Here is a 12,633-nt window from a genome sequence, read left to right on the forward strand (position 1 = left end):
AGTGTGTGTCCGACACGGTGACGAAAACGCTGCAGGCCACGCTCGCTACGCCTACCACGGGCAAAGAGCAACGCCTGCAGCGCCTCTTGGACACCTACCGAGACGCGCTCCACGATGCATTCGACGCTCGGGCGAACACGATGTCTGCCGTCAACGACGTTGTGACGCCCTACGACCTGCCGTATCAGGCCAAAGACGCGCTCAAGTCGTACGTCCCGAAGCTTCGGAAAACGTACACTGCCCGCGAACTCGACGACGAGCATCCGCTCCGACTCGTCAACCGGGCCGCGAAGTTCGACTACTCCGACGAGCGCGAATACGGCTTTGTCTGGCAGGCTCCGCAACCCGGACGCGGGACGAACTTCTGGGTTCCACTTCGAATCAACCCCGAACAGGAATCCCTCTGGTTCGACCTTCTGAACGACGACGCGAAAGCGGCGAACTCCGCTTGCAGCGTCACCGGACGTCGTGGGAGTTGCACGTCATCGTCGAGTTCTCGGTCGATGAACCGACCGAATCGGACGATCCAACGTACATCGGTTTCGACGTCGGCGAGAGCGCGTTGATTACGGGCTGTGCCCTCAAACGCGACGCACCACGGAAACCGATGCTCGAAAGTGGCAGTCGGGCGCGACACCTCCGCAAGGGGATGTTCACGACGCTCAAGCGTCTCCAAGCGCGCGACGCCGCCGAGTGGCGTGTGGACGAGCGCTTCGATTACTACCAAAACGCACTGACCGATCTCGTCGAGAAGGTGTCCCGACGTTCTGTCGAATACGCCGAAAGCTTTGAGGACCCGGTGATCGTGCTCGAAGACTTGTCGTACATCCGCGAGCGGCTCGACTACGGCAAGTTTATGAACCGACGGCTTCATGCGTGGGCGTTCGCCCGCCTTCAGGGGCGATTCGAAGACAAGGCCACCGAAGCCGGGATTCCAGTCGAGTACGTCAACGCGGCGTACACCTCGCAGACGTGCCACGCGTGCGACCGCCTCGGTCGCCGAGACGAACAGGCGGAGTTCGTCTGTCCACACGACGACTGCCACCTAACAGAGTTCCACGCAGACATCAACGCGGCGGCGAACATCGCCAGTCGCGTCAATCCGTGGGGAGAGAGCGTTCCCTGGGAACCGGAACGCAATGACTCGCCTCGGAACGGGAGCGCCAGTGACAGCGCCACAGTCCACCGCGAGACGAGCGAGAAATCCTCGCAGATGACGCTCGGGGCCTACTCGGACTGAAACCTGCCAAACTGGATTCCCCTCGTAGGGGAAGCCTCGCCGTTTACGGCGAGGAGGATGTCACGGCACGAGTCCCCATAATCCAGCCCGAGGAGGTTGATGATCCAGCTGTTGAAGAGATTTTTGAGTGGGTGACCGAAATGGAAGGGTCAATTCCAAACCATTTCTATTTGGAACTAAACTTCCCTGAGTACATGAAGCCGAAGCTTCAGTCGACGGCAGCACTCTGGGAAGAAGGAGAACTGACGATGCCAGAAATCCAGCATGTCGGCATTGCTGTTTCGACTGCCAACGGGTGTGAGTACTGTACAGGTGCCTTCTGTACGATCCTCGATTTTGGGCTCGATGCCAATACTAAATACGTGAAAGAGTTCGCCGAAAACGGCACCGACGTTGTTAAAGACGACCGTCTGGAGGCGGTTGTAGAGTACGCGATTACCGTAAACGATGATCCGCATGCTATCACTGACGAGGATATCAACACGTTGCAAGAAGTCGGTCTCGGTAACAAGGGAATCGTCCAACTCACGCATCTCGTGAGTGATTTTGCCTCCTACAACCGACTCAACACCGCACTGGATACAGATTACGACTACCAGGAGATGTGGCGTCAATTTAGCACGGAGGCGGTCTCCCCCGCCAACGAATGAGATGGCTCGTCTGCTGAAGTTGGGGGTACGAACGATCCGACGCCCACTGTTTTCGATGGCATCTGAAGCGACTTCGGTGTAGACCACGATCATCCGTGTTTGCGCCCTCGAGTGACCGATTGGATCGAAATCGAACTTCCGGCATCCTCGTATTCAAATACGATCGATGAAAGGGTAGCGTATGACCGGCCACTCACGATCCCTACTGACTACGGAAACCCACGCGGTCGGCAACTGGATCTCGATCGGCCACCCGACGGTCGCGGAGATCTGCGCCCGCGGCTTCGACTTCGTGATCATCGACACCGAACACACGCCCACGGGCCTCGAATCTCTCGAGAACTCCATCCGCGCCGTCGAGGCTCTCGAGGAGGACGTCGCCCCTTTCGTCCGCGTCCCGTGGAACGACCCCGTCCGAATCAAGCGCGTGCTCGATCTGGGTGTCGCGGGGCTGATGATCCCGATGATCGAAACCGCCGACCAAGCCCAGCAGGCCGTCGAAGCGATGCAGTACCCACCAGAGGGCGTCCGTGGCGCTGCGCCGGCTCGGGCCTCCGAGTACGGACGGACCTTCAGTGAATACTTCGAGACCGCAAACGAAGAACTCACCACGATCGTTCAGATCGAGACCGAACGCGGCGTCGAGAACGCCGACGAGATCGTTGCAGCCGACGGCGTCGACGCGGTCATCGTCGGCCACGGCGATCTCTCGGCCTCGATGGGCGTCTTCGGCGAGTGGGATCACGAGCGCTTCCAGACGGCCCTCGAGTCGATCCTGACCACAGCTCACGACGTCGACACGCCTGTCGGCATGCTCGCGACCGACCAGGAGGCCATCCGGCGCTGGGTCGACGTCGGCGTAGACTTCCTGATCGCCGGTGCGGACATCGCCTACCTCGCACAGGGTAGCAACGACGCACGCGCGACGTTCGACGAACTGACCGAGCGCGACTCGTAAGGCCGGTCGCCTCCGTGTAACCTCTCCTCTCTGTGACACCTCCGGCTAGAACTTGCCGACCGTCTCGGACCGTCCCGTGGCACCTCTCGTTCTGTTTCTCTATACAGATCCATCCTCTATATCATAATACCGTCTAATTCGCCGGTTGAGCGGCGATTAAGCGCCGGGTAGGTATATGGGTCGCTGTGATAGCGACCGCAAACCGGGGGAACACGGACCGTATGTCAATACTCAATCAGGGGTGGGCTCGAGAAAGCAGTCACGACCGACCGATCGTACCACGACTACAGGCGGTTCTCGCCGTGGCCGTCATCGCCGCCAGCCTTACCGTCACGATGTGGGCGTTCCCACGCGACTGGGGCTATGCGATTACGCTCACCGTGGTGTCGGCGACTGCGGTCTATGGCGTGGTTTCCCCCGCGATTCGTATCCGAACGGACGCCGTGTTCGTCTTGCTCTTCGGGGGCTATTGGTTCGGGCTGTTGGTCCATTACTACTACCATCCCCACCCCGAGATCCTCGCCTACATCCTCGTTACCCCACTGGTCGTCGGGACGACCGTCGTCGTCGTCCCGCGGCTGATCGACGGGAATCGAGAGGCGTTCGCGATGGGACTCACGGCGGTCGCCGTCGGGGTCGTCGTCATCGGGCTGGTCATGCTGGCACACGAACGAGTGACCGACGAGAACCTCTACCGCTGGGTCGCCGAGCCGGTGATGGGCGTCGGGAGCGTCCGGACGACCTCGATCTTCCACAACCCGAACACCTACGGCTTCTTCATGATGATCGGCTCGCTAGCGGCGCTCTACACCTACCTTCGTCGGCGTGGCGCGATCTGGCTCGGCGCACTCGCCGTCTGTCTCGTCGGCCTCGTTCTCGCGGAGGGTGACGCCGCCTTTGTCGGCTTTACCGTCGGGGTCGTCATCCTCCTGGCGGGATTCGACCGTCGACTCGCTCTCGCCGGGTTCGGTCTCGTCCTCTTCGGTGTTTATGCCGCGATCAGCCTCGGTCACGTCGGCGAGGTGATGGAGACCACGCTGATGAGCCGCGTCGACCGGTGGGCGGCCTCGCTCGAGCGCCTTGCACAGAACCCGCTGTTCGGGATTGGCTTCGTCGATCCCGGCCCCGAAATCGGCGAAAGTAACGGCCCGCACAACTCCTACCTCCACGTGCTGTTGAATACCGGCATCATCGCCGGTGGCCTCTACCTCGGTTCGATCGGGTACACCCTGGCGCGGGGAATCCACGCCCGGTGGACGGCCTGGAGCGCGTTCGTCCTCGCGATCGCGGTCGGCATCTTGCTGTACATGGCCTTCGAGTCGCTCTTCCTCGGTGGCCTCAGCGTCTCCTCCGTGATGCTGGGGATTACGATTGGATTGTTGCTCTCGCTCGAGAGCCAGCCACAGGAGCCTCGAGCTGACACCCGATCTGGGGGACACTCGTCTGTCGCCGAGTAACCGAGACGATACGAACACACCACCAGGTGGGCGTGCATTGAGCTCTAAGAGCCGATCCTCACGACCCTATCATCCCCGCTGGGCACCGCGAGACGCCCTCACCTACGACGAGAGAGTCACCGTTGAGGACAAAGCTGGTGATCGCTCAGTACAAGGTACTCAGATATCATCGGCTGATCAGCAGTTCGAATTGAGATGCAGTTTCAGTAGTGGCGATCAATCAGAGACGGGACTGACAGCGGGATACGTCCCGCCCGTCCGGATCGGACGGTGACGGCGATGGTCCGCGAGGTGACCTCCTCAGCGTGACTCGTCCCCGCTCCGAAGCTCCTCGCGTCCCCTGAGTCGGACCTCGTCATCGGTAATCTCCTCAATTTGGGCGGCCTCGACCGGGTAGTTGTCCTCCTCGACGCTCCCCCAGTCGAGGGCGGCCTTGATTCGATCGGTGATTCCCGGGTGTGCTTCGACGTACAGCATGTTCTGGCCCGCGTCGACGCTCGTCACCATCCCGACCTCCTCGCTGTTAGCATCGACCACGGTCTTTCCGACCTCGTCGTCGGAGATGGCGGACGAGCTGAGCGACTCACCCGCCGCCCCCATCCCGCTAGCCTGGTCAGCGCCTTCATCAGCCATAGTTTCGGCTGCGATGTCCGCCGAACTGACGACTTCCAACCCGAGGAGTTCGCCGTCCGTGATCTCGGTCTCGAGGCGACGTCGACCGACGACTTCGTCCTCGACGGTGCGCATCCGCTCGAAATAGGTGTGCACCCGGTCATCGGCGGCGACCTCCGTCTCGATGTCATAGTGGGTCATCATCTCGTCCGGGGAGAGTTCGCTCCCGAGGATGCCCATCTCGGCGATCGTCCGGTGGAGTCCGCTGATGTCGATATCGTGGTCTTCGATCGTATCAGTCTCGGTGATGTCGGTATCCTCAAGCCGACTCTCGACGGTGAACCGCTCGAGGACCTCCCTCATCACCGCCCATCGCTCTTCGACCTCGAGTTCGGCCCGGTAGGGAGCGTTCATGCCCGTCGATTCGTCTTCGACCGCCGATTCGTCGGCGGGGTCCGTCTCCTCAACCATCGTTTCCTCGGTGGTGGCCCCACCTTCGGACGTCGACTCGAGGTAGCGGGCCTCGTCGAACCAACCGTCGTGCTCAGTAGCGCCCGACGTCGGTTCTTCGGGAGAGAGCGAACAGCTTAGGCAATCCTGGCTCAGGAGTTCGACATCGACAACTTGTTGGTCGATTACGTCGCTCCCGACAAGCTGACTCTCGACTGTCGCTTCCTCGACGATCACGCTTTCGACAGTGGTTGTTTCGGTGATTACGCTCTCGACGGTTTCTCCTGCAAGGAGCCGCTCGCGCAGTTCCTCGTCATCGAGGTTGCTCGCCGCGAAGACGTCCTCGCGACTGCTGACGTCGAATGGTTCCCCGGCATCAGCGCCGTAGTACCGGACAACGTAGTCCTGCTCATCGACGGTCTGGAAGAACTCGTCCCACTCGATCGGATCGTGGGTTTCCTCGATGGATCCCTCCTTGACGATGAGAACCTCGTCTGCTCGGTCCTTTCGCCGGACGGGACGGGTGTCGTGTTCGTCCGCCCACTCGCGGATCGTTGTTCGGTCCGTCGTGATACGGCTCTCTCGCGGGTCAGTAGAATCGCGTGCCATCACCGATTCACAGGACCAAGACGCGAATAAACGGCGCCGGTTGTTTCGGTCAGAAACGCCTATCGCGGAGTGAAACCGACTGCTTCGCTTGCCTCGTTGCAGCCATCTTTCCCTGTTTCAAGCAATACCAGTTCGCACGAAAACCAATCTGGCGTTCTGAGGGTACCAGTTAGTTACCGCTGGACTATCCTTCGGTAAGCCGATATTGCGCCGAGAAGGCGGCTAAGCCGCGGATTCGGGTTGCTGGTGCAAGCCCCAGGTTCATTATCAACACCTTGCTGAGGGCTTCGGTGAAGTTAGTCGGCGCACTCCTTATTCTCCTCGCCGGAAGGGTGATCGGCCGGTTCGTCGCCAGAGTCGTACGCGCACTCACGGACAGAGTCGAACTTGATCGTATGACGTTGCGAACGCCGCTAGGGCGGATTCTCGGCGGAAGCGAGGCGATCGTCTCCAGGGCCTTCGGGAAGCTCGCGGTGTACTACGTCTACTTCCTAGCCGTCCTGGCCGCGGCGAACGTCCTCGCGATCCCGGTGTTCTCCCAGTGGGTCGATACCGCAGTGACCTACCTGCCGGCGTTCATCGGCGGCCTGCTGGTCATCGTGCTCGGATTTGTCCTCGCCGACTTCATCGTCGATCTGATCGAGCGAACCATGACTGCCACACAGAGTGCAGACAACATCGTCTTTGCCAACGGGGCCCGCGTCTTCCTTTACTTCATCGCGATGGTCAACGGCCTCGAGACGAGGGGCGTCGGCGTCGAGATTCTGTAGATCTTCACCGGCGGCGTGGCGCTGGGCCTCGCAGCCGCAATCGGCCTCGGCAACGGTCTCTCGGTCGGACTGGGAATCACCGAGTACGTCTCGAACAACGTCGACCGCTGGGTCAACCGCGCAAACGATTTGCCCGCGATGTCCGGAGGAAAAGCAACCGATGGTGAATAGATTGCCGCTCGTGAAGCGAGATATCCTACAAAAGCTCGTCTCCGCCACTCGTCGTCGGGCCATCTCCCGACGAGGTTCTCGTACCGGCGGTCGGCGAGGTCATCGAGGCCCTCTCACGCCGTATCGCCGGGCAAGATCCCGTCGGTGAGTAGTTCCCCGGTGTTGGCGACGGCCAGCGAATCGCCGACTGTCGCTGCGGCCGCCTCGAGGACGACCGCCTCGAGGTCGGGCCGGCCGCTGTCGACGGGAATCGTCGCGGGGCTTAGCAGTCGGGGACGCAGTGATCGCGGCAGCTAGAAAACTCGGTGTACGTTCTGGCTTCTTCCATGCACGTCTCCATGTCGAAGGTGCCGTCGTCGCGGTAGTAGTCGTTCCGGTGGTCGTGGGTGACCTCGTAGTCGTCGTCGGGGGCGTACTCGTGGTCCGGGTCGTGTGCGCGGCTGCCCGACTCGTCGTACTCGTCGTCGGGGTCGTCTTCGACGCGGACGGTCACTTCGTGTTCGTGGTAGTGTTCGTGGTAATGGGTGTGGCGGTGTTCAATCGGCCGCGGGCGGCGTTTCTTCGCGACGCGCCCGGGCGGGGCGGGTTCGACCGTCGGCCCCGTGGGCTGTTTGCACGGGTCGCGTTCGGCGTACGCTGAGGAGCGTTGGCTGATGGCGATGTTGATGTCGCAGTGGTCGGTCGACAGCCCCTGGACGGTGCCGGTGAACCAGACGCTAACGCGCTGGCCGCCTTCGATTTCGAACGCGATCTCGCTGTCGAGGGACTCTGTGTCCTCGAACACCATGTAGCGCTCGAGGCTGACGTTCCCGCTCGAGGCAAAGTAGACGTCGCGGGTGCAGTCTGAGCAGTTCTGGAACGTGATCGCCGACGGCGCCCAGTCGCAGACGCCGTCCGTGTCGCAGCCGACGGGCTTGCCTGTTCCACACGGATAGGTCTGGACGCGGCCGTCGGTGTAGCGTCCGCCCGCGGTGGGCGGATACTCGTCGGAGTCGTCGGCCGTTGATGCAGTCGTAAGCCCGGTCGCGAGCGCGGTTGCGCCGCCGACCGCGCTCAGGAGCGTCCGTCGCCGGAGTGGATTGGTAGGCCCCATTAGACTGGGCGATTACACCAGATCGATGGGCATAATGGTTCTACACACCGATTTTGATACATTGTGGTGTCATCGACCCACGACTGAAGTCGTGGGCTTGTCCGTGGACTCCCGGTCTGCCGACGAAACGTCGTCGGCGGTGTAATCGCCACTCCCGTGATCCGATTAGGACTCCGTCGCCCCGAACCTCTCCTCTCAGCACGGTCTTTGAAACCTATCCCCGTTTAAAGGTTCAACAAACCTCTCCGGTTCTATTCCTCGGACTCAATGTCCTGGCCACATACCTTACAGAGATCGGCCTGCCAGCTCACGGTGGCGACCACCTCTTGGTCTCGATCACAGTTTCGACAGTACGCTGTCTCCGGCGTGGTTTCGTCCCCCCTCATCACTCTACCGAGGGCATCGGGCGGTCAATTCATAAAGAATTCTACAAGCATATGTACTATACAATACTCACACAAGCGCCGGAAACGAGCGAGGCGTCCACCGGCGACCGGGCTTCGAGAGAGTACCACCTCCCATCACGTCCGAGACTCTGTGTCGAATTATCTCAGACGAGCTGGGTCGTGAGATCGGTCGTGGAGACCATTCCGACGTAGTCGCCGTGGGTGTCGACCACGGGCAGGTGCTTGATGTTGAAGTTCGTCATCATCGCCGCGGCTTCGGGCAACTCCTCTTCGGTCGTGATGCGCTCGACTGGCGCGGTCATGACCTCGGACACGTCGACCGCCGAAAGGTCTCCGCCTGCGACGACGGCTTCGACCACGTCCGTCGTGGTGATGATCCCCGCGGACGCGCCCAGAATGCAGAGGGCGTTGATATCGTGCTCGCGCATCTGTGCGGCGGCCTCTTTGACGGACGCGCTCGCCGAGATCGTTTCCAGCGGCGTCGACATCACGTCTTTGACGTACGTCGGTTGGTCGGTGGGCATCAGTCGTTCAACGAGGGGAACCCGTTTTGTCTTTTCCCCCTCCGGCGCGAGTCACGACCGAACCCCTCGCCCGCCACTCGTCGGTTCACGTCCGTGTGCGTCACCCCTCGTTGGCGGCGAGTGTTCGACAAATTGGACAGTACAGCGGCTAAGAGGCCCCCTAACTGTATATGGCTCGCGGCTGTACGACGGTCGAGAGACCCATGACTGATCCGCATGCGACCCCCCCGAGACGCGAACAGGGCGTCGACTTCGGCGACCTCGAGGAGCGACTCGCCGATCACTCGTACCCCGTGACGAGTAACGAACTCGTCGCAACTCACGGTGACGTGACGCTCGACCTCCCCGCTGGGACCGAGACGCTACGTGACGCACTCGGGCTCATCGACGGGGAGACGTACGCGTCGGTCGCCGAGGTTCGTCAGGCACTCTTCAATACGGTCGACAGCAAGGCAATCGGCCGCAAGTACTACTCGGATCGGACGCCGCCAGCCCTCGGCGAGAACCGCCGGGACGACCAGATATCGTTCTGATGGGTCCGTGACCCGCGCAAGGAATCCTCGGGGGTCTGTGAGGGGTGGACGTTTAACATCGTCCGGTGCTGACTAGCGCTATGGCTGTCCTCGTCCCCTACGATGGGTCGCACCCGGCACAGAAAGCGGTCGAGCACGCGGTTAAACACGCAACCGGCGAGGAGGTCGTCCTACTCCGTGTCATCGAAGTGGCTGACGGCTCGCTCGAAGCGGGCGTCGAACTCGTCCAGGAGAAACTGGCGGAGCGGGACGACGAGGACACACCCGAGCTGTCCGCAGAGCTCGAAACGCTGTTGGAGACAGAACCCGTCGAATTCCGGATCGAAACGGTCATCGGCAAGCCCGCCCGCGAAATCGTCTCGTACGCCGAGGAAACCGACGTCAGCCAGATCATCATCGGCAGTCACGGTCGGGAGGGCGCCTCCCGCGTGTTACTGGGGAGTGTCGCCGAGGCCGTTGTCAGGCGCGCCCCGACCACCGTTACCGTGGTTCGTTGAGGGAGGCCTCCTCCGGAATACGGTCCCACGGGGCCGTCCAGGGTCGGTCACCTGGCTCTCGCGCGGTATTTCGAAGCGGTTAGAGTCGACGAATGCACTCGAGGGCGACTACGACTGTCGGATAGAAGTCACTGAGAAAGCGGTCGAGAAAGTGTTGCCGTCGCCGCCGGAGACGGCAGCGGTCGCGCGCCCGATCCTCGAGTAGTTCTGTCCGACACGACCGCGTTGTCCACGGCCTCTTAACTTACTCGAGCAGCGAGCGCGAGGAGTTCGTGACGACCAGCAGGCTACTCGCGCCCATCGCGAGCGCGGCGAACAGCGGGTTGAGCAGCCCCGTGACCGCGAGTGGGATCGCGATTCCGTTGTAACAGAACGCCCAGCCGATGTTTCCCTTAACGCGTCGATCGGTCGCTCGAGCGAGTTCGAAGACGGTGTCGACCGAGGAGAGGTCGTCGTCGATGAGGGCAACGTCGGCCGCGTCCGCGGCCATCGCCGTCCCGCCGCCGAGCGCGATGCCCAGGTCCGCGGCGGCCAGCGCCGGCGCGTCGTTGGTCCCGTCGCCGATCATGACCGTTCGTCCCGTCCGCTTGAGTCGCTCGACGGTTTCGGCTTTTCCCTCCGGTGGGACGCCGGCGAACACCCGGTCGACCGCCGGGTTCTCGCGGAATTGTCGGGCTGCGCGGGCGTCGTCGCCGGTGAGGACGACGACCTCGGTGTTCGTCTCCGCGATGGCCGACAGCGTCTCGGCCCACCCCTCGCGGAGGTCGTCGCCGACGACGATCACGCCCTCGGCGGTTCCGTTCCGGCCGACCGCGACCGGGATGCGACCCGTTTCGCGGCCCTCTTCGACGCGACGGGCGACGTCGCCGGGAACCGCCCAGCCCTGGTCGCGGAACAGGTCCGGGTGCCCGACGACGATCTCCTCGCCGTCGACGACGCCGGTGACTCCGTTGCGGTGGCTCTCGAACGAGTCGACGCCGTCGTCTGTGGCGGCCTCCGGTGTGGATTCGAGCGACCCGCCGTCAGCGACTGGCCGCTCGGCGGCGATCGCCCGGCCGACAGGGTGCGCCGAGCGGCGCTCGAGTCTGGCCGCCTGCTCGAACAGCCCGTCCTCGAGGTCGGTCTCGACGACGGTCATCTCGCCGGTCGTCAGCGTTCCCGTCTTGTCGAAGACGACGGTGTCGGCGTCGCGGATGCGCTCGAAAACGGTGTCATCGAAGACGACGATCGACTGGTCCAGCGCGTCGCGGATTCCCGCGGCGATGGCCAGCGGCGTCGCCAGCCCAAGCGCACACGGACAGGAGACGATCAGGACGGTCAACCCGACGAGTAACGCGGCGGCGAGACCGGCGCCAGTGAGCAGGTAGATCGCCGTGACGACGATCGAGAGGGCGAGCACGAGCGGAACGAAGATCGTCGCCAGCTTGTCCGCGAGCTTCTGGATGCCGTGACTCGAACTCTGGAGGTCCCAGACGAGTTCGGTGACGCGATCGAGGCTGCTCGTCGCGTCCTCGCCGACGCGGACGGTGACGGCACCGTCAGTGACCAGCGAGCCGCCGACGACGGTGTCGCCGGGTGTCTTTCCGACGGGAAGGGACTCGCCGGTGACGACCGCCTCGTCGACGGCGACCTCGCCGTCGACCACTTCGCCGTCGACGGGGACCCGTTCGCCGGCCCGGACGAGGACGCGATCGTCGGTTTCTAGGTCTTCGACGGCGACCTCCTCGTGGCTCCCGTCCGTGCGGACGCGACGGGCCTCGTCGATCTGGACGGCGGTGAGATCCGAGAGCCGCTCGGTGGCCTTGTCCTTGATCGTCGACTCGTAGTAGTTGCCGACCGAGACGATGACGATGATGGCGACGGTGACGTCGTAGTAGATGTGGTCGCCGCCGACGGCGATCGACAGCGTGCTGTAGAGGTACGCGCTGACGGCCGCGATGGCGACGAGCAGGTCCATGTTCGGCGACCGCGTCTTCGCGGCGACGTACGCCCCCTGGAGGATCGGCTTGCCCGTGACGCCGAGGATGATCGTCGTCACCGCGGCGATCGTCAGATAAAACGGCGTCGCGAGGTCACTCGCCAGCGCCTGGGTGAAGAACTCCGTGGTTCGCTCGTCGTAGAACAGTCCGCCGAAGTAGGTGGGGTAGATAATGAGCAGGTACTGCATCATCACCATCATCCCCATGAGGACGCCGACGATGATCCGCCCTATCATCCAGTTGTCGGCCTTGCGCCGCATGAAGATGTCGTCGCGGTCGTAGGCACTGTATCCTAACCCGCTGATGGCCTCCTGGAGGGCGGCCTGCGAGACGACGTCGGGATCGTGGTCGATCCGGACCGTGTCGGTCACGTAGCTCGAACTGGCGTCGCTGACGCCCTCGGTCCGAGTCGCGGCCGCCTCGATGAACGTCTCGCAGGTCGCACAGTGCATCCCGTCGACCTCGAGGTAGGTCGCCTCGTGATGATCGGGAACGTCCCGCTCTGCCTCCGCGCTTCGCTCGCGACGGACGTCTTCGGCCTCGAGGTCGTCGACGTCCCCGAGTGCGTCGTGGACGTCGCGACAGCCGATACAGCAAAAGCGGTTCCCCGCGCCGTCGGTGACGTCGCTGCCCTCGACGGGGAGTTCACACAGCGTGCAGCCGGTCTGGGTGTGGTCGGACAT

At 62.7% G+C, this 12,633-nt stretch carries 10 protein-coding genes and 2 pseudogenes; 8 read left to right on the forward strand and 4 right to left on the reverse strand.

Annotation, left to right across the window (positions count from 1 at the left end; all coding sequences use genetic code 11):
* Positions 1-5 precede the first annotated feature (5 nt).
* From AC6I6S_RS16805 to AC6I6S_RS16820, 4 genes and pseudogenes are all read left to right on the forward strand, one after another.
* A pseudogene (locus tag AC6I6S_RS16805) lies at positions 6-1,240 on the forward strand (RNA-guided endonuclease TnpB family protein).
* Positions 1,241-1,434: 194 nt separating this feature from the next.
* Positions 1,435-1,890 (forward strand): carboxymuconolactone decarboxylase family protein, encoded by a 456-nt coding sequence (locus tag AC6I6S_RS16810; protein ID WP_497951752.1) that lies wholly within the window; start codon positions 1,435-1,437, stop codon positions 1,888-1,890.
* Between the two features lie 181 nt (positions 1,891-2,071).
* Positions 2,072-2,848 (forward strand): HpcH/HpaI aldolase family protein, encoded by a 777-nt coding sequence (locus AC6I6S_RS16815; RefSeq protein ID WP_497951754.1) that lies wholly within the window; start codon positions 2,072-2,074, stop codon positions 2,846-2,848.
* Positions 2,849-3,069: 221 nt separating this feature from the next.
* The gene (locus tag AC6I6S_RS16820; RefSeq protein ID WP_497951755.1) at positions 3,070-4,305 is read left to right on the forward strand and encodes an O-antigen ligase family protein; all 1,236 of its coding nucleotides are present in this window, start codon (positions 3,070-3,072) and stop codon (positions 4,303-4,305) included.
* A 300-nt stretch (positions 4,306-4,605) separates the two neighbouring features.
* Here the strand turns inward: AC6I6S_RS16820 and AC6I6S_RS16825 are convergent, their stop codons facing one another.
* The gene (locus tag AC6I6S_RS16825; RefSeq protein WP_497951756.1) at positions 4,606-5,976 is read right to left on the reverse strand and encodes a DUF8593 domain-containing protein; all 1,371 of its coding nucleotides are present in this window, start codon (positions 5,974-5,976) and stop codon (positions 4,606-4,608) included.
* A gap of 275 nt (positions 5,977-6,251) precedes the next feature.
* Between AC6I6S_RS16825 and AC6I6S_RS16830 the strand changes: the two are divergent.
* Positions 6,252-6,359: pseudogene (locus AC6I6S_RS16830) on the forward strand (mechanosensitive ion channel family protein); the annotation flags it as partial.
* Positions 6,360-6,371: 12 nt separating this feature from the next.
* The gene (locus AC6I6S_RS16835; protein ID WP_497951967.1) at positions 6,372-6,746 is read left to right on the forward strand and encodes a mechanosensitive ion channel family protein; all 375 of its coding nucleotides are present in this window, start codon (positions 6,372-6,374) and stop codon (positions 6,744-6,746) included.
* Between the two features lie 433 nt (positions 6,747-7,179).
* On the opposite strand, the gene AC6I6S_RS16840 is transcribed toward AC6I6S_RS16835, so the two are convergent.
* Complete coding sequence (locus AC6I6S_RS16840) at positions 7,180-8,010, reverse strand: hypothetical protein (protein WP_497951757.1); 831 nt, start codon at positions 8,008-8,010, stop codon at positions 7,180-7,182.
* A gap of 550 nt (positions 8,011-8,560) precedes the next feature.
* A complete protein-coding gene (locus tag AC6I6S_RS16845; RefSeq protein WP_497951758.1) occupies positions 8,561-8,941 on the reverse strand; it encodes a CBS domain-containing protein in 381 nt (126 codons plus the stop codon).
* A gap of 203 nt (positions 8,942-9,144) precedes the next feature.
* Here AC6I6S_RS16845 and AC6I6S_RS16850 point away from each other — a divergent pair, with 203 nt between their 5' ends.
* The gene (locus AC6I6S_RS16850; RefSeq protein WP_497951760.1) at positions 9,145-9,474 is read left to right on the forward strand and encodes a DUF5789 family protein; all 330 of its coding nucleotides are present in this window, start codon (positions 9,145-9,147) and stop codon (positions 9,472-9,474) included.
* Between the two features lie 80 nt (positions 9,475-9,554).
* Entirely contained in the window at positions 9,555-9,971 is a 417-nt protein-coding gene (locus tag AC6I6S_RS16855) for a universal stress protein (RefSeq protein ID WP_497951761.1), read from the forward strand.
* 244 nt (positions 9,972-10,215) lie between these two features.
* Here AC6I6S_RS16855 and AC6I6S_RS16860 read toward each other — a convergent pair whose 3' ends face one another.
* Positions 10,216-12,633, reverse strand: coding sequence for a heavy metal translocating P-type ATPase (locus tag AC6I6S_RS16860; protein WP_497951762.1), 2,418 nt, complete (start codon positions 12,631-12,633; stop codon positions 10,216-10,218).

The sequence above is a fragment of the Natrononativus sp. DTA114 genome, assembly GCF_059736515.1.